General features: G+C 44.1%; 20 protein-coding genes. 18 read left to right on the top strand and 2 right to left on the bottom strand.

Features of this window, described 5'->3' with window-relative positions:
• Positions 1–480 precede the first annotated feature (480 nt).
• Positions 481–1,836 (top strand): amidohydrolase family protein, encoded by a 1,356-nt coding sequence (locus tag BUA59_RS16645; protein WP_072840809.1) that lies wholly within the window; start codon positions 481–483, stop codon positions 1,834–1,836.
• 6 nt (positions 1,837–1,842) lie between these two features.
• Here the strand turns inward: BUA59_RS16645 and BUA59_RS16640 are convergent, their stop codons facing one another.
• Entirely contained in the window at positions 1,843–2,868 is a 1,026-nt protein-coding gene (locus BUA59_RS16640; RefSeq protein ID WP_072840808.1) for a LacI family transcriptional regulator, read from the bottom strand.
• 253 nt (positions 2,869–3,121) lie between these two features.
• Between BUA59_RS16640 and BUA59_RS16635 the strand changes: the two genes are divergently transcribed.
• The 12 genes from BUA59_RS16635 to BUA59_RS16580 all read left to right on the top strand — a co-directional run bounded on the left by BUA59_RS16635 (position 3,122) and on the right by BUA59_RS16580 (position 16,625).
• Entirely contained in the window at positions 3,122–4,447 is a 1,326-nt protein-coding gene (locus BUA59_RS16635; RefSeq protein WP_072840807.1) for an ABC transporter substrate-binding protein, read from the top strand.
• Between the two features lie 92 nt (positions 4,448–4,539).
• Positions 4,540–5,430 carry a carbohydrate ABC transporter permease gene (locus BUA59_RS16630; protein ID WP_072840806.1) on the top strand — a complete coding sequence of 297 codons (891 nt, stop codon included), beginning with the start codon at positions 4,540–4,542 and terminating at the stop codon, positions 5,428–5,430.
• Positions 5,430–6,251 carry a carbohydrate ABC transporter permease gene (locus BUA59_RS16625; protein ID WP_072840805.1) on the top strand — a complete coding sequence of 274 codons (822 nt, stop codon included), beginning with the start codon at positions 5,430–5,432 and terminating at the stop codon, positions 6,249–6,251. The genes BUA59_RS16630 and BUA59_RS16625 overlap by 1 nt, the downstream gene beginning before the upstream one ends.
• Before the next feature lie 87 nt (positions 6,252–6,338).
• Positions 6,339–7,397, top strand: a complete 1,059-nt coding sequence (locus tag BUA59_RS16620) for an ABC transporter ATP-binding protein (RefSeq protein WP_072840804.1) — start codon at positions 6,339–6,341, stop codon at positions 7,395–7,397.
• 95 nt (positions 7,398–7,492) lie between these two features.
• Positions 7,493–10,582, top strand: a complete 3,090-nt coding sequence (locus tag BUA59_RS16615; protein WP_072840803.1) for an alpha-mannosidase — start codon at positions 7,493–7,495, stop codon at positions 10,580–10,582.
• A gap of 190 nt (positions 10,583–10,772) precedes the next feature.
• Positions 10,773–12,017 carry a multidrug effflux MFS transporter gene (locus BUA59_RS16610; protein ID WP_072840802.1) on the top strand — a complete coding sequence of 415 codons (1,245 nt, stop codon included), beginning with the start codon at positions 10,773–10,775 and terminating at the stop codon, positions 12,015–12,017.
• Positions 12,018–12,116: 99 nt separating this feature from the next.
• Entirely contained in the window at positions 12,117–13,451 is a 1,335-nt protein-coding gene (locus tag BUA59_RS16605) for an MATE family efflux transporter (protein ID WP_139248903.1), read from the top strand.
• A gap of 80 nt (positions 13,452–13,531) precedes the next feature.
• Positions 13,532–14,374, top strand: coding sequence for an AraC family transcriptional regulator (locus BUA59_RS16600; protein ID WP_072840800.1), 843 nt, complete (start codon positions 13,532–13,534; stop codon positions 14,372–14,374).
• 74 nt (positions 14,375–14,448) lie between these two features.
• Positions 14,449–15,033, top strand: coding sequence for a LysE family translocator (locus BUA59_RS16595; RefSeq protein WP_072840799.1), 585 nt, complete (start codon positions 14,449–14,451; stop codon positions 15,031–15,033).
• 150 nt (positions 15,034–15,183) lie between these two features.
• Positions 15,184–15,408, top strand: coding sequence for a DUF1127 domain-containing protein (locus tag BUA59_RS16590; protein ID WP_072840798.1), 225 nt, complete (start codon positions 15,184–15,186; stop codon positions 15,406–15,408).
• Positions 15,409–15,491: 83 nt separating this feature from the next.
• Complete coding sequence (locus BUA59_RS16585) at positions 15,492–15,884, top strand: hypothetical protein (RefSeq protein WP_139248901.1); 393 nt, start codon at positions 15,492–15,494, stop codon at positions 15,882–15,884.
• A 105-nt stretch (positions 15,885–15,989) separates the two neighbouring features.
• On the top strand, positions 15,990–16,625 hold the full coding sequence (locus tag BUA59_RS16580) for a DUF305 domain-containing protein (protein ID WP_072840796.1): 636 nt from the start codon (positions 15,990–15,992) through the stop codon (positions 16,623–16,625).
• A 76-nt stretch (positions 16,626–16,701) separates the two neighbouring features.
• On the opposite strand, the gene iadA is transcribed toward BUA59_RS16580, so the two are convergent.
• A complete protein-coding gene (gene iadA / locus BUA59_RS16575) occupies positions 16,702–17,871 on the bottom strand; it encodes a beta-aspartyl-peptidase (RefSeq protein ID WP_245813171.1) in 1,170 nt (389 codons plus the stop codon).
• Between the two features lie 185 nt (positions 17,872–18,056).
• Between iadA and BUA59_RS16570 the strand changes: the two genes are divergently transcribed.
• The 5 genes from BUA59_RS16570 (at position 18,057) to BUA59_RS16550 (ending at position 23,126) form a co-directional block, all read left to right on the top strand.
• On the top strand, positions 18,057–18,728 hold the full coding sequence (locus BUA59_RS16570) for a GntR family transcriptional regulator (RefSeq protein ID WP_072840794.1): 672 nt from the start codon (positions 18,057–18,059) through the stop codon (positions 18,726–18,728).
• A gap of 271 nt (positions 18,729–18,999) precedes the next feature.
• A complete protein-coding gene (locus BUA59_RS16565) occupies positions 19,000–20,019 on the top strand; it encodes an amino acid ABC transporter substrate-binding protein (RefSeq protein ID WP_012071755.1) in 1,020 nt (339 codons plus the stop codon).
• Between the two features lie 97 nt (positions 20,020–20,116).
• Positions 20,117–21,250, top strand: coding sequence for an amino acid ABC transporter permease (locus BUA59_RS16560; RefSeq protein ID WP_072840793.1), 1,134 nt, complete (start codon positions 20,117–20,119; stop codon positions 21,248–21,250).
• A 1-nt stretch (position 21,251) separates the two neighbouring features.
• Positions 21,252–22,370, top strand: coding sequence for an amino acid ABC transporter permease (locus BUA59_RS16555; RefSeq protein ID WP_072840792.1), 1,119 nt, complete (start codon positions 21,252–21,254; stop codon positions 22,368–22,370).
• 12 nt (positions 22,371–22,382) lie between these two features.
• Positions 22,383–23,126, top strand: coding sequence for an amino acid ABC transporter ATP-binding protein (locus tag BUA59_RS16550; RefSeq protein WP_072840791.1), 744 nt, complete (start codon positions 22,383–22,385; stop codon positions 23,124–23,126).
• The last annotated feature ends 95 nt before the right edge of the window (positions 23,127–23,221 follow it).

The raw sequence follows: 23,221 nt of genomic DNA, 5'->3' as shown, positions 1-23,221 counted from the left end.
TGAGGAAAGAGCGAGAGGGCTGGGTACACAGTCGAGTTAGGTTGAAACGGCTGTCACTTCCCTTTCGACATCCTCTTTGGGTTGTCGACAAGGCAGTGAGCAATGCCCGAACTTGGTTTGTTGGAACTCGACACCAAATTTGACCGCTTCTACTCATTGCGTCACGCAAACTATTTGCGCTATTTATAACTAAGCAACAAGCAGGCCAAATATATTTGTCTATAAATTCAGCAATTTTGTGGCTTTACGTTCTTGGTCATGCACTTGAATTGGGCGTGTTGCGGTCTCGTCGCACCATAAATATGATTAATAGCATGCGAAATATGATGATTGGTTCGTGCTTGCTGTGTGCTCATTGGCGTTGTGCAGACTGGTATAGGGTTTGCTTGTTGGTCTAGTTAAATTGTATGTGAAATAAAGAGTAGAAGCGGTTAAGCCTTGTGGCCTGGACATTGCTCTTTCCTAAAAAAGGAGAGTGTTATGCCCCAGTATTTAATCCGCCAAGCCAAAGCGGTTTTTGGTTATGAGTTTCCTCAAGACATCCGTATCAAAGATGGCGTGATTTCAGCCATTGCTCCCACATTAAATCGCGAGCTTGACGACGAGTTAATAGATGCGTCTCATTGTGTGGTTTATCCCGGTTTTGTGAATACTCACCATCATCTTGCACAGTCGATACTAAAAGGCGTTCCAGCGGGTTTGAATCAAGGTTTAGGGGAATGGCTGGCAAGCGTTCCCTATCATTTTTGGCCAAAAATCACCCCTGATTTAATGTATGTCGCTGCGAAATTAGGTCTTTATGAACAGCTGCGTTCTGGTGTAACAACCTGCGCGGACCACCATTATTTATACCATGCAACGACATCGCCTGAGTTGGAAGACGCCGTTTGGCGCGCTGCCGAAGATTTAGGTATTCGCTTAGTTTTATGTCGTGGTGGCGCAACGGTTCAAGGCAGTCATAAAGGCATGCGAGACAGCGGCATCGTTCCAGAGTCATTGGATTTGTCATTGGATCGCCTTGATGCTTCCTACAAACGCTATCATGATGACAACCCATTCAGTATGCGACGCTTGGTTGTTGCACCGACTAGCTTGGTTCATACCTCGCCAGCAGAGGATTTACGCAGTTATGCTCAGTGGGCAAAAGAACGAAAATTACTGCGTCATTCGCATTTATTAGAAGTATCTTTTGATGAGCAAATGGCACAACAAAACTTCGGTATGAGCGCCATTGATTACGCCGCCCATTGTGATTGGTTAGGCGACGATGTGTGGTTTGCTCACTTGGTTCAAGCGGATGCTCATGCGATTGAATTACTGGCGCAAACGAAAACGCGAATTGCCCATTGCCCTACGTCAAATTGTCGCCTTGGTAGTGGTATTGCGCCAGTTCTTGCAATGGAAAAAGCGGGTATTCCGATTACCCTCGGTGTTGATGGCTCCGCGTCTAGTGAAAGTGCTTCTATGTTGCAGGAGTTGAATTTAGCTTGGTTATTACATCGAACCCATAGCGGGCCCTCGGCAACGAATGTCTCGCAAGTGCTTAAATGGGGGACCCAAAACGGCGCCGATCTTTTTGGGCTGAAAACGGGGCAAATAACAGAAGGCTATGCTGCTGATTTAGTCCTGTACTCTCTTGATGCACCGCGTTTTTCTGGCGTACACAGCCCGTTAGAAGCGCCGATCTTATGTGGTGAACCGGCGCTGATTAAGCACAGTTTTGTTAACGGTAAGCAAGTGGTTGAAAATGGCCAAGTGCTGGGTGTGGATGAAGCCAAATTAATACAAGACGTAAAAGCAGCTGTGCTGGAATTATTAGCGAAATCGCCACAATAATACGAACTATTCTTGGGCGACTTTGTCATGGTTAGGCTCTGCTAATATTTGCAGAGTCTCCACCGGTTCACCATCAATACTTCTTAGTAATAGTCGTGTTAGCTCTTCTCCTGCGGCGTGGACATCCTCGATAATACCATCAATTTCTGGGAACAATATAGGTAATATGTCTGAGGTCTGTTTGCAGATTATTTGGATATCTTTACCTACATTGACGCCATTTTCACACAGGCCACTAGCTAGCGTCATTGCATGCATTTCGCTGTCACAAACTATGCCATCAGGGCGATTTTTTTGTGTAGCAAGACTGATTCCAAATGCTCTAAGGCTAGCATTATCACTGTGTTCAAAGGTAGATTTTGGCAGTGGATGTACCTCTATGCCTAAGTTCTTTGCAGACTGAATATAAGCCCGTAAAATATTGTGGTAATTGGTTGTGCCATCATTTTTTGCCACTAACATCACAGACTTGCAGCCTTGACTTGCCAGTCGTTGGGTCGCTTCTGATACGAAAGATTCACCATGAAAATCATACCAAGCGTGAGGTGTGAAAAACTCGGTTCTGCCATGGCTCACAAAGGGTAGTCCAGCGTCCATAAGTAGTTGTACTCTTGGATCTCGTGGTGAAGTATGAGTAATGATAATACCATCAGCAGTGCGGCTTTCGAGTAAGTATCGGATGGTTTCGGCAGAAGCTTGTCGATCAAATTCGGGTACTACACTTAGATGATAAGGCGTGCCTTTTAATGCAGCACCTATGCCTTGAATCATGTGTCGAGCGTAATCAATTGATTCATCTGCGCTGTCTAGTACGAGAGCAATAACATTGGTTTTACCTGTTCTAAGGCGAACTCCTGCTCTGTCTGGCACATAACCCACTTCCCGCGCTGCGGCCGCGACTTTTAATCGAGTTTCTTCTTTGAGGTTCTCTCCGCCACGTAAAGACAAGGAGACAGTCGACAAACTTAGCCCAGTCATCTTAGCAATGGTGCTTAGGGTAGGTCTTGGTTTGCTGTCTTTAAGCTGGCTCACGTAATGTTCCTAACGTTGAATAATGGTTTGATTTATACCGGAAAGTATAGTTTTTGCAACGATATTTCTTATATTAATGTAAGTTTATTATCTTTAATAACAGTTAAGATATTGAATAAATTATAAAATTTTTATTGTGCTGAAAGTTTTTTAATATTTTATTGCAACGTTGCAATAAAATGTGTTTCGATTGTCCTCGTTATACAGATGACCAATGTTGGTTATTGAGGATGTCTCATAGGAGAAAATAAAAATGAAAAAACCTACTGTTTTGGCCTTGTTACCTTCTCTCGCACTAGCGGGTAGTTTGATGCCTTCGGTGGCAATGGCTGATGTTTCTATCATGTATCCAGAGTTCATTACCGCTTTGGTTAAGCCTGGTATTGAAGCTTATGAAGCCAATACGGGTATTAAAGTCAACGCCGTTAAAATGCCAACGGTTGGTTATGAGCAACGTGTTGCTGTGGATCTGGCTGCAGGCACAGCACCTGATATTGTGGTCATGGACAGCTTTATGGTGGCAGAGCTTGCGTCGGCTAATTATCTGCATCCGTTAGATGCTCAGCTGAAAGGTTGGGATCAATATAAATATTACATAAAGAGTTTGTTAAGCGTTGCTTCTTACGATGACAAGGTTTACGCCTTGCCCACAGATACTGACGTGAGGATGCTTTGGTACGATAAATCAGTGATGAAAAAGGCGGGTATTGCTTTACCTTGGTCACCAAAAAGTTGGGATGATGTATTAGCTGCAAGCGAAAAAATCAAAGCGCAAGGCGTGCCTTACTCATTTGTATTGCCAGCTGGGACGAAGCGAGCCGAAGCTACCACAATGCAGGGGGTCTATATGGCTTTGTTGGGGGCGGATACACCTAAAGATGATCGTAATCGTCTGCGCAATAGAAAAGAAGGTAAATGGATTGGAGACAGCCCAGCATTACGTCGTACGTTAGAACTGTATCGCCAAGTGTATGTGGAGAAACAGCTAACGCCTGCTTCGATTAACTATGAAACCAATGTTGATGCTTTCGTGCGAACAGCAATAACCAAGCATCAAGTGGGGATTTTGGCTTCTGGATCTTGGGAGTTTTCTTGTATCTGGGATTGTAACGGGGTGAATCTTCCGTCTGTAGAAGAGCGAAATGCAGTATTGGGCTGGGCGCCTTGGCCTGGAATGGGTCGTGCTGACACGCTTAAAACAACCAACATTTCTGGCGGTTGGACCATCGGCATGGCGCAATCTGCAAAAGATAAAAAAGAAGCGTTTAAGTTACTGACAACTATTTTTGATCACGGCAATTTTTCTGAATGGACGGTTGCCGAGCATCGAATGGGTGTACGTACCGACATTACCGAGTCTCCAGAATATACGCAGGATGCCTACCTTGCTAAAGCCACCAAGTTGGCTGAAAACACCACCAGTCGAGATACCTTTCCTGGCTACAACGTTGTGACTCAACTTATCCAGCAAGCTACAGGCAACATCTTAGATGGTATGTCAGTGGACGATGCAATCACTGAATACAAAGAATCCCTGATTGATGAGTTCGGCGAAGATCAAGTCATCGTTTATAAGTAATGACCTGCTTTGTGACCACTGAGCTTGATGTATTGGCTTAGTGCGTCACGAAGCTGTTTTTTGACCCAAACAATAATAAAACGGGTGACGAGATGCGAAAAAAAATAAACCCTTGGTTGGCAGGTAATATTCCATTGCTGGTGGCCGTTGCGCTGCCTGCGGCGCTATTCCTAAGTGTATTGGTGTATTTTGCTGGTTGGGCCATCACATTTAGTTTTACGGATTTAGAAACCATAGGCCGTAAATCGGTGAATTGGGACTGGGTCGGTTTAAAAAACTATATTCGTTTATTTACCCGACAAGGCTTTTTACAAAGTCTATGGGTTACCGTTATTTTCACTTTTTTCTCTGCGGTAATCGGTCAAACCATTATTGGCTTCTTGCTTGCCGTTGCGCTTCGTGGCAAACGTGGCCTTTTAAAAACCACGGTGGAAGTCTCGATTATGTTGGGCTGGTTACTACCCGATATCGTGGCGGCCTTTCTGTGGTCTGCTTCTGCTTCCCAAACGGGTCTTATCAACCGCGTAATTATCGAGCCCTTGGGTTTTGCGCCGATCAATTTCATGAATGATTACGCCTTGGTTGTGGTCATCATTGCCAATACTTGGAAAGGCTCCGCTTGGTCTTATCTTCTCTTTTCTGCAGCACTCGATGCGGTTCCAAAAGAAATTATTGAAGCCGCTAAAGTAGATGGTACTACGCCTATTCAGCGCTTGTGGAAGGTCGTTATTCCTATGATTCGTCCACACATCGCGACAAATATGTTGTTTATCACTATTTGGACTTTTACTTACTTCCCACTGATTTATGCACTAACGGGTGGCGGTCCTGGCAATGACACAAATGTGCTGGCGATCTTCCTTTATCAAACCAGTTTTGATGTACATAGACTGGGCTATGGTTCGGCTATATCGGTTGCCATGTTGCTTATTGTCGGTGCGTTATCCATCTTCTATTTGCGATTACTTAAGGAGCCTAAGTAATGACCATAAACAGTGATCAAAAACACACGCCGATGGCTACGCTGGCTTTAGTATTTGTGGCCATCATTTGGATCAGTCCATTTTCTTGGTTGTTCGTGAATGCTGTGGATACTCAGGCAACAGGTGAGTTGCGCTGGCCACAATCCATCGGTATTGGCAATTTTGTTTCCGCGATGAGTGGCAGTGCAGCCCAGCAGTTCATGAACTCTATGATTCTAGCGCTTGGTACTGCCACCATGACTATCGTGGTGGCAGCGGGAGCGGCGTATTTTTTATCGAGAGTATATATTCCGGGAAAAACGACCATTTTATGGGCTTTGGTCGTCATGCGGATGATGCCAACCAACGGTGTCTTGGTGCCTATTTATTTTACCGCTGAAAAATCAGGCTTATTGAATCCTTTAGGGGTCATGATTGCTCTGACAATTCTTAATTTGCCTTTTACTTTACTGCTGTTAAAAAACTTTTTTGACACCGTGCCGTTAGAGCTTGAAGAGGCGGCTCATGTTGAAGGGGCAAGTTTGTGGGAAATATTACGACATGTGGTTTTACCGCTGTCTCGTGCGGGTATAGCTGTGGTGTGGTTTTTCTCCTTTACCAGTGCTTGGAATGAGTTTTTATTCCCACTGATTTTCTCTCGAACGGACTCTGTCTTTCCCATGTCGATGGGATTGTATTCAGCCTTTGGTGAGCATGGAGCAATTCAATACGGCTTTTTAGCGGCCTATTCCATTGTTTATGCCATTCCTGCTATCGGGGTGTACTTCTTACTACGACGCAACATGAATACAGGATTTGCCGGAGTCGGAGTGAAGGGGTGATCTTGTCTATCCACCCCAAATATTAAGTGTGCTCTACCTATAAAAATAAGAGAAATGTCACTCTTAACAGAGTTCTGAGGAAGTTTTATGTCGAATGTTAGACTTGAAAATGTATCGAAAACCTATGGCGACATGAAGATCATCCACGGGGTAGATCTTGCCATCAATGAAGGTGAGTTTGTCGTTTTTGTAGGTCCTTCTGGTTGCGGAAAATCTACTCTACTGCGCATGATTGCAGGGTTAGAAGACATCACCGGTGGTCATATAAAGATTGGCGATAAAATCGTTAATGATATGCCTTCGCCACAACGTGGTATTGCCATGGTGTTCCAATCTTATGCGCTTTATCCACACATGACAGTGCGTCGTAACATGGCGTTTGGTCTGGAAATATCCAAGTGTCCTAAGGATGAGATTGAAGAACGAGTAAACAATGCGGCGCGTATTTTACAGCTTGAGCCTTATCTAAATCGTATGCCAAAGGAATTGTCCGGAGGTCAGCGTCAGCGCGTTGCCATTGGTCGTGCCATTGTACGTGAGCCTAAGGTTTTTCTCTTCGATGAGCCTTTATCTAACCTTGATGCGGCACTACGAGGCCAAACGCGTCTTGAGATTGCCAAGCTTCATTCATCATTAGGTGCAACCATGATTTATGTAACACATGATCAGGTTGAGGCCATGACGTTAGCGGATCGTATCGTCGTGTTGAATGGCGGCCGAATTGAGCAAGTTGGAACACCTCTCGAACTCTATTCTTCTCCAGCTAATGCGTTTGTCGCTGGTTTCATTGGTGGGCAAAAAATGAACTTCATGCCCGCGTCGTCTCGTGATGGCAAGCTGCAACTAGGTCAGCGTGTTTTACCTTTCTCGGTATCGTCTTCTGTGACCAAAGTAGGCATTCGTCCAGAGCATCTGCAAGTGTCAACGCCCGAAGATGCTCATCTTTCTGGTCGAGTCGAATACGTTGAAATGTTTGGAGATCACACCCTGATTCATTTTGAAACGGAAGACCTTGGTCTGATAACAGTCAAAGTAGAAGACTCTTCTGATATCAAAGAAAACGAGCCAATTTATGTGAAGTTGTTAGCTGAACGTTTGCATCTTTTTGATGATAGCGGGCGAGTACATGACGCAATAAGTCACTAATAGCCGTTTTTTCATTTTTTCGAATACCGTGAGCTTTGTCGTTCAGTATCGTCGTCAGCGACAAAGCAGCATACGCCATTGTTAGGAGAGTTATTATGCGTCAATACCGTGATCGTCAGCGTAGTTTAGAACAATTATCACAACATCTGGATACATGGGAAAAAGAGCTGTGCGCCTGGGAGCTGTATGGAAATAGCCCAATTAAAGACTGGACATTAACCTCACCAGAGGGCGAATCGCGCACCATAAATGTGGGCGATACTTGGTCAAATCGCTTTGGTATCCATTGTTTCCGTTCGCCATTAGTTTCTCCTACATTGAACGCGGAATTACGTCTGGATTTTGGTGGTGAAGCCTTGGTGCGTTTGTGTTTAGAAGACGGCACCGTATTTGATACCTTTGGTGCCAATCCGCGCCACAAACGTTTTGCTCCGGTGCCAACCGTGCCTTTTTATATCGAAGCAGAAGTAGCGGCTCGTTCTTTATTTGGTATACCTAACCGCGATCCCAAGCTAAATCTTGCAGAATTAGTATCCGTTCATGTAGAGATTAGAGCGCTGCGTCGCCGACTCGATATTGTTCGCAATACGGTATTAACCGTTAAAAATAAAGAGCTAGCACGGTCTTTGTGTGAAGTCGCAGAAATAGCAATCTCACAGCTAAGGCTGCCGACTCAAACTAGCCAAGTGGGTCCTCGTCTTGCGGAACAAGCATGGGCGAAAGATATTTGGGAACGCAGTTTTGAACCAGAAGTATCTTTTGAAAAATTAAGCGATGAAGCCATCTCCTCTGTGAATCGCAGCATTGCGTTGTTAGATGCCAGTTTGGCTGAACTTCGTGAGCGCTATCCTAAACAAGGTAAAGTGTTGGCTACAGGCCATGCGCATATTGATTACGTTTGGTTGTGGCCTCAGCCCGAAACCGTGCGCAAAATCATTCGTACCTTTAACAGCGTGAACTCACTAATGAAATCTCACCCAGAGTTTCAGTTTTTGCAGTCGTCGTCTTTATTTTATCAACATGTCGAAGAAGAAGATCCAGCCTTGTTTGAAGAGATTAAACAGCGAGTCGCAGAAGGGCAGTGGGAAGTGAACGGTGGCATGTTGATTGAGTGTGATACCAATATGCCTTCTGCAGAAGCTTTTATACGTCAGTTTTTGCTTGGACAGACCTATTTTGAAAAACACTTTGGTGAGATAAACCGTACTGCTTGGTTACCAGATACCTTTGGTTTTACTGGTGCTATGCCGCAAATCATGCGTCATACAGGTATTGAAACCTTAGTCACAATAAAGGTGAGCTGGAACGAAACGAATAGCTTGCCTGATAATTTGTTTCATTGGCAGGGGAATGATGGGTCAAAGGTTTTGGTACACACCTACAATGCCTATGAAAACGAAGGCTATAACATGTGGATGCGACCACAGGCGCTGGATGAAGTGTGGCGTAAGCATTCAGGTAAGGATTTAACCGATACCGTTATTGCGACCTATGGTTGGGGTGATGGTGGTGGCGGTCCTGATCCAGATCAGATAGAAGCGTTTCCTATTCTTAACCTAATGCCGGAAATCCCCCATGTCGCACATGGTAATATCCAGCAACACATTGACAAGATAACGACGGAGTTAAAAGACGCGTCGGTGCCTGTTTGGTCAGGAGAAATGTACCTTGAATACCATAGGGCGACCCTAACGAGTCAGGCACGTACCAAGCAACTAAATCGTCGTGCTGAATTTGGTCTAGTGGCCGCGGAAGCCATGAGTGTATTGGCGGCATTAGCTGGTGGTGGCGATCAAATGCCCGATTTGTCTAAAGACTGGGTCTTGATGCTGCGAAATCAATTCCACGATATTTTGCCAGGTTCTTCGATTCGTGAAGCCTATGTGCAAACTGAAGCGGAATTGGAAAGCGTGGTAGAACGCACGGAAGCAATTGCTGCAGAAGCGTTAGAACGAATTGTTAAATTACATGCTAGCCAGTCTCAGTCAAATGCGCTGCAAGGGATTGCAGTTGCTAACCTTTCCGGTAGCGCAAAACCGTTTTGGCAGCTTGAATCATCGACACCTTTCCCAGCTAGCTGTGTGGCCCAAAAGGTGGGCGAGCAGTATGTTCTTGCTTCTGACCAGTCATTGTCTCCATTGTCGGTTGAATTTGTCGCACAACCGAGTGCGAAAAAAATTAGTGTCATAGATAAGGTACTTGAGAACGAGTTGGTTCGTGTGGAAATTGATAAACATGGACGAATTAAATCACTGTTGGATAAGCGATCTGATCGAGAGTTGATCGATGGTGTTGCAAACCAGCTAATGATCTATCGTAATGATTTGCCTCGCAATTATGATGCATGGGACATTGAACCTGGCTTCTCCCTTGGTGGAGAAGAGTTGCTTGAATTGGATTCCTGTGAAGTAACCGCTGAAGGCCCGTACATGGGAGAAATAACCATAGTACGTTCATTTAGTGCGAGTCGTATTACGCAAAAACTTCGCTTGTGGTGTAACAGTGCGCGTTTAGACATAGTGACCGACATAGACTGGCATGATCGTCGTACTTATTTACGTGCAGTTTTCCCTGTGACGGTTTTGGCTGAACAAGCGGTATTCGATCAAGCGATTGGTATCACTCAGCGTGCGACACATGATAATACCAGCTGGCAACAAGCTCAGTTTGAAGGCTGCGGGCATCGTTTTGCTTCAATCAGTGAAACAGGCTGGGGGGCCGCGATCTTGTCAGCGGATAAATATGGCTTCTCTGCCAAAGGCAATACACTAACCTTAAGCTTGGTGCGTGGTCCAATGTACCCAGATATGTTGGCGGACGAAGGGCATCATCATTTCACTTATTCTATCTTGCCGCATGATGGCCACTGGTGGAGTCCTGAAGTTCAAGCAGAGGCGGATTTAGTGGTAGATCCATTGCGTTTCACTGCTGCGAGCAGCGATAGCCCTTATCGTCTTGCGCCAGTGACTTGGTCTGGGCTAGACATGCGCTTCCATGCACTTAAACCTGCTGAAAATAAAGAGGGTTATATTTTGCGAATGTCCGAAGCGTCGGGACAACGAGGTAAGTTAAGCTTATCTACGCCAAGCAATCGACCTTGGCAAGTTGTGGATGGATTAGAGCGAGCGATTGAGCAAGATGCCGAGCGATTTACGCCTTATTGTCTTGCTTCAATTAAATTCTAAGGTGGATAAATAGACTTTAGATAAACAGCGGTAGCACCCAAAAAGCGTGATTCAATGATTTTATTGATCACGCTTTTTTGTTTGTATTGTTTTTTTACTGGAGCAATATTAATGAATGAAATTTAGTTTTCTTTTTATTCATCCTGACGAGTAAACTATTGATCCATTTTGCCAATCACTAAGGAAAGGGATGTCACTTTTAACTTCACAACAGGCCACTGAAACTCAGATAAAGCGTTTGCCAGAGAGAGAATTAGTGGCGCTGTTCGCTTTGATGATGTCTCTCACTGCGTTGAGTATGGACGCTATGTTACCGGCTTTTCCCAATATTGCTGAGTCTTTAGCGATTGTGGATTATCAGAAAACCCAGTGGATTGTGTCGGCGATGATATTGGGCATGGTGTTTGGCGAGATTCTTTTTGGTCCTTTGTCTGATGCGATTGGTCGCAAGAAGAGTATTCTGCTCGGCATTAGTATTTATATTATCGGTTCCGTGGTTGCTTTGTTGGCGTCGTCTATCGAGGTGTTTTTACTGGGGCGTATGATACAAGGTTTTGGTGTAGCTGGGCCAAAAATAGCCTCTCGCGCCTTGATTCGAGACATGTACAAAGGCGCGGCAATGGCGCGCATTATGTCGTTTGTGATGATGGTGTTTATCTTGGTGCCCTTGTTGGCTCCAAGTGTTGGGCAGTTGGTGTTAAAAGTAGCGGATTGGCGTTGGATTTTTGCTTTGCTGATCGCGCAAGCGGCGATTGCTGGTGGTTGGTTATTACTGCGTCAGCCAGAAACTCTATTGAAAGAAAATCGCATTCCGCTTAATCGAAAGCGCTTAATTGCCGATGTTCGAGTGATATTACGTCGTCGTGATGTGATGGCGTTCACCGTTTTGTTGGGCTGTATTTTTGGTGGTTTGATGCTGCACATTAGTACTGCACAATCGATTTTTCAGGATGTGTATAACACGGGAGATCGCTTTCCTTTGTTCTTTGCCATGTTGGCGATTGGTTCTTCTATTATCAATTTTTCGAACGGTAAAATTGTCCTGCGAGTAGGAATGCTGCGCTGTGTGATTGGCGCTTTAAGCGTGTTGTTATCGACCGCCTTTATCCTGTTGATTGCGGCTTTATACTTCAATGGCGTACCGCCTTTTGTGCTATTTATGGGTTTGGGCATGGTGATGTTTTCTTGTTTTGGTATGGTGTTTGGTAACGTGAACGCCATGGCGATGGAGCCGTTGGGGAGCATGGCTGGACTGGGCGCGTCGTTGATTTCGTCTTTATCGAGCATGATCGCGATTGTTCTGTCGACAATAGCAGGGCAGTTTTACAACTTCACCGTCATACCGTTAGCAAGCGGTTTTGTTATCTTTTCCCTCATTGCTTTATTCATGCTGTGGTATGGATACAAGTACAGCCAGCGTTATGCTGAAGAATGAGATTTTTCATCGCATAGTTTATTTGGTGAAGGCGAGTGTCATTCAGTTGTCAGTAAAGTAGGTTAGAATATAGGCTCAGTTTTTAGTATGAGCACACCTATGTCCTCCCAAGTACCTTCATCTCCTTCCTTAGCTAAGCAACTTTTTTCCATGACATGGCCAATGATGTTTGGTGTTTTGTCGTTGATGAGTTTTCAGCTGGTGGACAGTGCTTTTATCGGGCAGTTAGGTCTTTTGCCTTTGGCTGCGCAGGGGTTTACCTTGCCGATTCAGATGATTGTGATTGGTCTGCAAGTGGGCTTAGGCATTGCGACAACGGCGATTATTTCTCGTGCCTTAGGCGCAGGGGACAAGCGTTATGCCAAGCAATTAGGCGGTTTGGTGCTGATGATGGGAAGCGTGGGGATTGCTTTCTTTAGCGTGATCATTTGGTTGTTACGTCATCCTATTTTGGCGTTATTGAGTGCGCCAGATTCTGTCTATCCTATTATCGACTCATATTGGCCTCATTGGCTGCTTAGTGCTTGGGTAGGGGCGTTAATCTATTTTTACTACAGCATTTGTCGTTCCAACGGTAATACCTTGCTGCCCGGCATTATGATGATTGTTACCAGCGTGCTGAATTTGGTGCTGGATCCTATTTTTATTTTTACTTTTGATCTTGGTTTGAACGGCGCTGCTATGGCGACCACGGTGGCGTTTGGTTTGGGTACCTTAATTGTTGCACCAAAAGTGGCTCGTAAACATTGGGTTATCTTTGATTGGCAAGATCTAAATATCGGCAAAAGCTTGGGGTCTATAGGTCATATTATGGGACCTGCGATGATCAGCCAGTTGCTACCGCCAGTTTCTTCTATGTTGGCGACTAAACTTATCGCAGGGTTTGGCACGGCCGCGGTGGCGTCTTGGGCATTGGGCTCGCGTTTTGAATTTTTCTCTATTGTGGCTGTGTTGGCACTGACTATGTCCATGCCACCAATGGTCGGGCGATTGTTGGGCGAAGGCCGTTTGGACGATGTGCGTTACGTGGTGCGTTTGGCGTGTCGCTTTGTATTGTCGTTTCAGTTGGTGATCGCAGTGATTACTTTTTTCATCTCGGGCGTGTTGGCAAACTTGATGACCAGCGACGAAGAAGTCTCGACGATCTTACATTGGCATCTGATGATAGTGCCGGTGAGCCTTGGTTTACTTGGTATATGCATGTTAATGGTGTCTATCTCTAACGCCTTGGGGAAATCCTATACTGCGTTGACAATATCTGCATTGCGCTTGTTTGCTTTCTTCTTACCTTGCTTGTGGGTTGGGTCGGAAATCGCTGGACTAAAAGGGCTTTTCTTCGGTGTCTTGATTGGTAATGTTCTCGCCGGTATTTGTGCTTGGAGTATGTATCGAAGAGCGCTTGAGCAGGTTGAGAAAAAGCTGAATAAGATCTAATACCGCAATATCGTCCAATCTTTTCTGTTTGTCATTGGTTAGTCTATTGTTATGGGTTGGGCTAGTTTCGAGAGGGTGTGATGTCGACAGAAAATCGTTTTCAGTTTGCTAAAAGTGCAGTCCTTGATGAGGTCATGTTGCTGGAAGCCTCTATGAGCGATTTTTCTTATGGTACTCATGCCCATGAGGAGTTCTCTTTCGGCGTAACTTTATCGGGTCGCCAAGACTTCTTTGCTTTGGGTGAACATCACAAGAGTCATGCTGGCAATGTAATTGTGTTTAATCCTGAAGATGCTCACGATGGTCATTCCGGTGCTGACGACCCGCTTCACTACAAAATGCTTTATGTTCATCCTGACCAATTAAGTCCTATGCTTGAGAGTGCTGGCGTTCGCCGAGCACGAGACTTTCGTATCGAACATCCAGTGCAAAACGATACTGTGCTAAAAACGCATATTTTACGTTTGGCAGCTTTAGTGGAAATTTCGTCAACGTCTGCATTGGAATACACGTCTGCGTTGTTTGAATTTGCGGAATATTTAGCGCGCCAAAAGGGAATTCAGCGCTCTGTTAGTCTAGTTAAGTCCAAACGTCGCACGAAAGATCCTGTCTTTGAGCGAGTACGCGACTATTTACATGCTCATGTAGGGGAAGAAGTGTCTCTCGATGAGTTAAGCCAATTGGCGCATATGTCTAAGTATCATTTGTTGCGTTGCTTCCGTGATTATTTCGGTATGACACCTCATCAATATTGGCAAAATTATCGTATTAATCGCGCCAAAGAAGCCCTTGAACTGGGTATGCCGTTGGCCGATGTGGCGTTTACCTTTGGCTTCACGGATCTGAGTTACTTTAACCGACGATTCAAGCCCATGTTTGGGCTTACTCCTTATCAATTTAGGCGTACTTTGCTGCGTACCTAGCAGCAACACTCGCTCTATATTTAACTCTTTTTACTATTACTTCTTTTAATCAAATATCCATTTGAGGGATTCCTATGCTCGAAATACTCATCTACGCCTTTGGTGTTATGTACAGTCCTGGCCCTGCGAATATGCTGGCGCTTTTTGCTGGTGTAAACGGTCAGGGTTGGCGCGCTTTTCTGTATTGTGTGGGCGTAGGGCTTGCCATGTTGATCTTGTTCTTACTTATTGGCTATGTAGGTGGCGAAATCATTCCCAAAGAATACCAATCGCTTATTGCCATATTGGGAGGAATTTATATCGCCTATCTTGGTGGGAAAATCCTGCAAGCGAGCTTTCAGTCTGCAACGATGAAGGCTAAAAATACAGAGGTGAGTTTTAAAACAGGGCTGATATTACAGCTTTGTAATCCTAAAGCTTTAGTCGCAATCGTGCCTATTGTCACTGTGCAATTTCCTCGAGAGCACATAAATAGCTGGCAAATCGCTGTATGGTCATTTGGGCTGGCTGTAATGGCTTGCGGGGCGCCGAGCGTTTATTTAGTAGCCGGTTCCTGTCTTAAAAAAGCCGCGATGAACCCCAAGATAATGGCATGGGTTAACCGTATTATGGCGCTGTTGCTATTCTATGTTGCCTATCGATTTATTGTTAATCCGTAAAACACACAGAATATCTAAGAAATTACCATACAGATCGCCTGTATTGTTTTCTGTGTGCCTTTTTAATGATCTGTCTGCGTCTGTTTGATTGCTATTAATGCGCTTAGTATTGTTCGCTCACATACATCTAATTCGGCAAACGAGGTTGATATGATCATTATTGCGTTACTTAAGCATTTTTCTAGTTGTTTTGAGCGCTACAAAACGCGCAGAAAACTCAGTGCGCTATCTCATGATTTACGCAAAGACCTTGGCATCATGCAAGACAGCTTCGAAGCGGAAGTTGGCAAAGGTAATCTATTCACCTTGATCAAAGAGTTGAGTGCTTTTTTAAAAGTAGAGGCCGTCAAAAAGAGTCGTGTTCAAGGGGAGTAATTCACCTTAGTGATGTTTGTCGATTTCGAATTTGAGGAGTATGCTGCTTAGATGTTTTTGATAGGTATAATGATGTGTTGAGTGTGCCGCGAATCGTTTGGATTATGATGTATTGTTTGTCTGGGTTGTGGCTGTTTTTATCCGCTTCGACACAGGCGACGTCCTATGCATCTTTGTCCTATATGAATTCTTCGCACGCGGCGCATCAGAACATTGCGTCAATGTCTCAGTTGTCATTATCTCAGTCGTCAATGTCTGATATGCACCTTGCTTCTGCTTCGCATGATCATGCTAAAAATATGAGTTACTCTGATTGTGTTGATCATTGCGCGTTGGCTGTTTTGCCTCCTCTGTTGTTACTCTTGGCCATTGCAGTTATTTATTGGCCAGCTTTGTCGTTAATTGAAAAATGGCGACATAATTTCCTAGAACTTGTCACTCCTCCTCCCCGTTTATCTCCGTTAATTGCGAATTAGCTGTCTATTTAACAGCATCTAATATCACTGATGGTCTTAGCGCTATTCATAATGCTGAATAACGTCTGAGCTGTTTGTAAATACTCAATAACGTGAGATAAAACCATGACACTTTTTAAAAAATATTTTTCTGCTGCAGCGATGCTAACTATGAGTTTGGCGATTGCTGGCTGTACTGCTTCGTCATCAACGGACGATATGGACCATCATCAAATGGATCATTCGGAGCATGCTTCTCAGTTTATGCAAGGCAACCAGCAAATGATGATGGATATGCATTCAACGGAACTGACCGGTGATGTTGATTACGACTTTGTAGTCGGCATGATTCCTCATCACCAAGGTGCGATTGACATGGCGACGCAGTTGCTTGCATCAGCGCAAATTTCTGACAAGTTAAAACCTTTGGCGGTTAATATTGTGGCGGCGCAATCGAGCGAGATTGCATTTATGCGAGATTGGCTTGCAAGCCATGGGAAAGCGAGACCATCCGCTGACGCTGAGAAAATTAAAGCAGCGTATGCTGCTATTAATGCAAAAATGATGTTGGATATGAATCAATTATCAGCAAGTGGTGATGTGAATCGTGACTTTGTAGCGGGCATGATCCCACACCATGAAGCGGCTGTTGCCATGGCAAAAGTACTTCTAGAGTTTAGCCGTGACCCAGCGCTAATAAAGATGGCCAAAGCGGTTATTAACGACCAAAACCGCGAAATCGCCTTCATGCAGCAGTACTAAGCGCCTCCTTGATAAATAATCACTCCCATAACCCCTCCCGATAATGCTATTGGAAGGGGTTATTCTTGAGGAATTCTTAGTCTTCAAACGTGCCTTTGATTTGAGCTATCCCGTCTCTTACGTGACAAACGCCTTTAGCAAAGGTGTGTTGTATGTCGAGGTTTTCATCAAGGATCAAAAAGTCAGCGTCCTTTCCTAACGATACTTCCCCTTTTTCACTGGCTAACCCGAGGCATTGAGCCGGTGCTTGAGTGAAAGGAATAACCGCTTCAGTGATCGACATATTTTCGACCTGAATCATTTCTTTTAGCTGATAGAGTAAAGAGCCAAATCCCGCTACTTTTAGACCAATAAGCTCGCGTTTTTCATTGAATATTGGCACAGAGCCATTGCCATCAGAGCTAATACAAACTCGGCTAGTATCAATGTTTTGTGCTTTGCAGCGAGTGAGGAACGTGGATGCTTTAACGCTGCCTGTCGCACCTTTGTCTGGGTTGATACCAGCGGTCAAATCAACAAAGCCTCCTTGCTTCAACCATTCCATACCTTGATCTGCCAGTAATTCGGTACGATTGACGTGAGTCGGAATGAACTGAGAAACCGGAATGTCGGATTGTTCTACTACCTCAAACAGCGGGCCAAAGCCTTTCTGGGAATTACCAAGATGTACGACAACGCGTCCACACTTTCCAGAAATAAGGCCTGCAACACGGGCTTCTGAAGCCATGCGAGATAGTTCTTCGATTGTTGGTTGTGAAGAGCGATGGTCGGAAAGGGCGGTTTTTAAGCCAATGACTCGGTCGATAAAGACAATATCTCGCTGAATTGATTGAGTAATTGTTTCGGTTGGAACCTTGTAGCCGCCAGTAAACATATAGGCGCTTACACCTTCGGTAGTCAGGGCTTTTGCTTTAGCGTACAGGCTTTCATTGTGGCGTGTTGCGCTGTCTGTTCCTAACAAACCAACAACAGTGGTAATGCCTGCTCGTGTTAAATGACTAAGTAATACTTCAGGTGTACGGGTGTGATAGCCGCCTTCACCACCGCCACCAATCAAGTGCACATGACCATCGACAAAACCAGGGATGAGAGTTTGTCCTTGTGCATCAATAATATTGATATCAGCGATGCCTGTGATATCAATTTTGCTTTCTATCTTTAAAATTTTGCCCGCAGCGATCAAAATATCTTTGATACCAAGTGCTTCTGGTGCATACACATTTGCATTTTTGACGAGAGTGAACATATATAAAACCATAATGGATACATTTTGTTGGTATTTTTATATTAAATGAATACATTAATCAAGTTTCTATCGTCTGTATTTCTATTGTCTACAGTCGCAGATATGACGACTCTATGTTAAAATCTTGTTCATATTTTATGCGGTTTTATTTAGAAACCTCATTAAACTCAATTAGATAGGCTTTCATGAGCGAAAATAACAAACAAAAAGCAGTACTGTCGGTTACGGAAGACATACGAGCTAAGATCTTGGATGGTACTTATCCTGAAGGAATGGCGCTTTCGCAAGTGGATATTGCCAGCACCTATCAAGTAAGCCGCACGCCAGTGCGTGAAGCTTTGCAGATACTAGCAGGAGAAGAGCTGGTTGAGATTCGTGACACAGGCAGGGCAACGGTTACAACAATTTCCCCGGAAAGCTTTCTTGAAAAGTGTGAGCTTAGAGCTTTAATTGAAGTGAAATTGCTAGAATTATCGATTCCTTTAATGGGCGCTGAAGATATTGCAAAAGCTCGTGAACTCAATGAAAGTCTGAAAAAATGCGCGCCAGAAGAGTGGACGCCATTGAACTATCTATTTCATGAAATCTTATATAAACCAGCCAATCGTCCTTTGATGCAAAATGTGATCAAAGACCTGCATCATCGCCATTATGCGCGCTTAAAGTCTTTTATTTTGAGTCACCGTAATACGCCGCGCTCATTGCGCGAACACGATGAATTGATAGATCGATGTGAACGCCAAGACATAGAAGGTGCTTGTTACGCGCTGGAAAGTCATATCATGATGAGTGCTTATGCACTGGCCGAACAGTTAAAATCACAGCAATTAAAACGTCGTCAAACCGCTTCACTTTAAACCTTCCAGTATCAACTGCATGTATTTTCTCAATGGCCTTTTCAATAGTCTTCTTAGGGATTTTCTTTAGGAAGGCATTGTTATGCATCTACCAAACTTCTTGTGCCTATACTCCTTATTTGGGTTTAGCCTTATCTTATTTTGAGTAAAGTGTGTTCTAAATTTTGTAATTAACTTGAATTTATGTATCCATTTATTCATTATTGACTATTAATATGTATCCAAAGTATTCTTTGTTTGTCACATCGGAACTCAATATAGGATTACAACAATGAAAAAACTAATTGCGACTGCGATCATTGGTGCTGGGGTTTTATCCGCTAGTGCTTCTGTTTACGCAGCGGACAAGCTAGAAGAAGTAAAAGCACGTGGTGTTATGAAGTGCGGTATCCATCCTGGTAAAGCGGGTTTTTCAACGCCTGATACAAAAGGTAATTGGACTGGATTGGATGTTGAGCTTTGTAAAGCTGTTGCTGCAGCTGTATTTGGCGACGCCTCTAAAGTTGAGTTCATTACAATGAACTCGCGTAACCGTTTGACGGCTTTAGTGACGGATGAAATTGATATGTTAGCGCGTTCTACCACTTTCACCGCAACGCGTGATGGCTTGAATGGTGTTGATGTCACTACACCTTGGTTCTATGACGGCCAAGCCTTGATGGTTAAAAAAGAATTGGGTGTGAACTCGATTGAAGAATTAGACGGCGCGACTATTTGTACTTACCCAGGTACGACGAGCGAGAAAAACATTAATGACTACTTTGAGTCGCGTGGTTTAAGTTATAAAGCACTCATCGTAGAGGGTAGCGCAGAATCTACAGCTGCTTATCTAGCGAATCGTTGTGATGCAGTGACCAATGATGCTTCTGCACTGGCGGCTGATCGCCAAGGTATGCCAGATCCATCAGCAAACGTCATTTTACCTGAGCGTATTTCTAAAGAGCCACTTGGTGCTTATGTCAAACAAGGCAATGATGAATGGCGTCAAGTTGTCACTTGGACGGCGATGGCATTGATTGAAGCAGAAGAGCAGGGCATTACTCAAAGTAATGTCGATGAAAAACTAAAAAGCACAAAACCTGATGTTATGCGCTTACTTGGCACTGAAGGTAGTTTAGGTAAGAACTTTGGCTTGGATGATAAATGGGCTTACAACGCCATTAAAGCAGTAGGTAACTACGGCGAAATCTTTGACCGTAACTTAGGTAAGGATTCCGCGCTTAAGTTTGATCGCGGCTTAAATAACCTTTATACCAAAGGCGGTCTATTATACGCCTACCCGTTCCGTTAATCATAATCTTAGCCAGTTTGCCCTTAGGTAAGCTGGCTTTTCATTGTCATTAGCGTTTTAAAGCTCCACTTGTAAGCACCATCTATGGCAGTTGTTTATGCATTCTTTTTTATATAACCGAAAAGTTCGAGACACTCTGATACAGCTCGTATTTTTTGCAGTCATTTGTTTTGGGATTACCTATCTTGCCCTAAATGCTGCGACCAATATGCGCGATGCGGGTTTGACTAGCGGCTTTGATTTTCTCTTTCAGCGTGCTGGCTACGATATTAGCTATAGCTTGATTCACTATGATCCAAAAACCTCTACGCATTTAATGGCGTGGGCAGCGGGTATGGTCAATACGGTTGCGTTTGCCGTTGTGGCTATCTTGCTAACGACTGTGCTGGCTTTGTGTTTGGCGATTATGCGTTTGTCGCAGAATTTCTTATTGTCTAAAGTGTCTCTTTGCCTTGTTGAATATGTTCGTAACGTACCTATTCTGGTACATATTTCAGTTTGGTATACCTTGTCGTTGATGCTGCCGAGTGTGCGTCAGGCGTTTAATTTTGGTGATGTGTCGTTTCTTTCAAATCGCGGTTTATCCATTCCTAGCGTTGAATGGAATTACGGTCTGCTGGCATCTTTAGTCTTTGCTGTGTTATGGATTGTATTGTGCTTTTGGGTCAAAAAAAGAGTCTCTACAACTGGACGACGTATTGTCTTTGTGCTGCTGATGACCGTCGTTTTGGTGGTGTTGGCAAGCCTCGTATTTACGCCCGTTTTTAGCTTTACTTCACCTAAATTAGTTGGCTTTAACTTCAAACATGGTTGGACGCTTCCTCCTGAATTTATAATGCTTATCATCGCAGTGAGCACTTACTCTGCGGCGCATGGTTCAGAAGTCATTCGAGGCAGTATTTTGGCTATTTCAAAAGGGCAAATGGAAGCCGGTTTAGCGCTTGGCGTTAAACATAATGTGGTGATGAATAAGGTGATTATTCCACAAGCACTGCATTCTATTATTCCACCAATGACGTCTATTTATATCAACGTATTAAAAGCCGCTGCATTGGGTTCGGTGGTTGGCTTTATGGACATTATGGGCACCATGGGGGGCAGTAGTTTAAACATTACAGGCCAAGCCATTGAGTGCATCGTGATCGTGATGGTGAGTTATGGGGTTTTGAACCTGATACTGGCGGCCATTATGGGACGTTTCAACAAAGCTATGCAGTTGAAAGGACGATAAGATGAATCATCAAGCGAGCATCGAAAAAATAACCGGTAAGCCGATTGAAGCGAGAGCAAAAAAATCGATTCCTTTAAGCTTTAGCCGAGTTGTTGTGTGGATAAAACGTAACCTTTTCAACACTTGGTTAGACAGTTTAGTCACTTTGGCCATTATTGCACTCTTGTGCTTACTGTTGCCAAAAGCTTTAGATTGGCTGTTTTTCTCCGCCACCTTTAGTGGAACAAGCCGCGCGGATTGTACACCTGGCGCTGCGTGTTGGATTCCGATCCGACAATACATGGATTATTACATCTACGGACCTTTTCCTGAGTCTGAGCAATGGCGAGTGAACTCGGCATTTGCTGTGGGGCTTTTTGCCTTTCCTTTATTGTTTAGCCAACGAATCCCACAAAAATGGATCGTGGTTTATATCCTCGTTTTGCCTGTAGTGCTTTGGTTGTTGCTAAAAGGTGGCTTCATCTTTGAAGACATTTCAACCAGTGCGTTGGGTGGTCTTACGCTGACCTTCTTCTTGGGTATTATTGCCATGTGTTTATCATTGCCTGTGGCCATTCTTTTAGCCTTGGGCCGACGTTCACAGTTGCCTATCTTACGTTGGGCTTGCACCGGCTACATCGAGATTATTCGTTCTGTACCTGTGATTACCTTCTTGTTCATGGCGTCTTTAGTTTTGCAGCTTTTCTTACCAAGCGGTGTGTCTATCGACGTATTGTTCCGAGTCTTGTTCGTGCTGATTTTCGTTTCGGCTGTGTACAAAGCAGAGATCATTCGTGGTGCGATCCAAGCAGTGCCAAAAGGTCAAATTGAAGCGTCCTACGCGATGGGCTGTGGCTACTGGAAAACTATGGCGTATGTAGTTATGCCGCAAGCATTACGTAATTCAGTCCCTGCGCTAATTACTAACTTCATTGGTTTATTTAAAGAAACCACCTTGGTGATGATTCTTGGTTTATTAGAAGTTATGGGCGCGATTAATGCGACTTTTCACAACGCGGAATGGCTTGGTCTTCATGCAGAAGGTCCAATCGTTATTTCGGCGTTTTTCTTTATCGCTTGTTTTTCTATTGCACAGTACGGCGCGCATCTAGAGCGACGTATCAAACGCACAAAACATTAATTGGAATGCATTATGTCTGAACAAACAGTAGTAAAGCTGGATCAAGTTAATAAATGGTACGGTAAATATCATGCGCTGCGCGATATCGATTTAGCGGTAGCCAAAGGCGAAACTATAGTGATTTGTGGACCTTCTGGTTCAGGTAAATCCACCTTGATTCGTTGCCTTAATAATTTAGAGCAACACGACGAAGGAGGCATCACTATTTGCGATATCACCATTAGTGACAATGTTAAAGACATCGAGAAAATTCGTCGTCATACGGGGATGGTGTTTCAGCACTTTAATCTTTTTCCTCATATGACGGTGTTAGATAACTGTACTTTTGGTTTACGTCATGTGTTGGGTATGTCAGTGGTACAGGCGAATGAAGTCGCGCGTGATTTGCTTAATAAAGTGAAAATTGGAGATCAAGAGCAGAAGTATCCAGGCCAACTGTCTGGTGGTCAGCAGCAGCGTGTTGCCATCGCCAGAGCGCTAACCATGTCTCCTGACATTATGTTATTTGATGAACCAACCTCAGCACTTGATCCCGAAATGATCTCTGAAGTGTTGGAGATTATGCGTTCATTGTCAAAAGACGGCATGACGATGATTTGTGTGACTCACGAAATGGGTTTTGCCAAAGAATTCGCGGATCGAATTGTCTTTATGGAAGCGGGCAGTGTAATTGAGATATCACCGCCAGAAGAATTTTTCGTGAAGCCAAAAACAGAGCGGGCCAAAGTTTTCTTGGATCAAATTCTAGCGCATTGATTGTGTTTTTGAGCTTTAGCAATGAACTTTAAAGTTTCTTATCCAACTCGATAAGAAGTAGACCATCTCCTCCCAGGGAAAAGGTCTTTTTTGGG

Origin of the sequence: Marinomonas polaris DSM 16579 (assembly GCF_900129155.1) — a bacterium.
Lineage (GTDB): Bacteria > Pseudomonadota > Gammaproteobacteria > Pseudomonadales > Marinomonadaceae > Marinomonas > Marinomonas polaris.
This window is presented reverse-complemented; position numbering and strand designations above follow the sequence as displayed.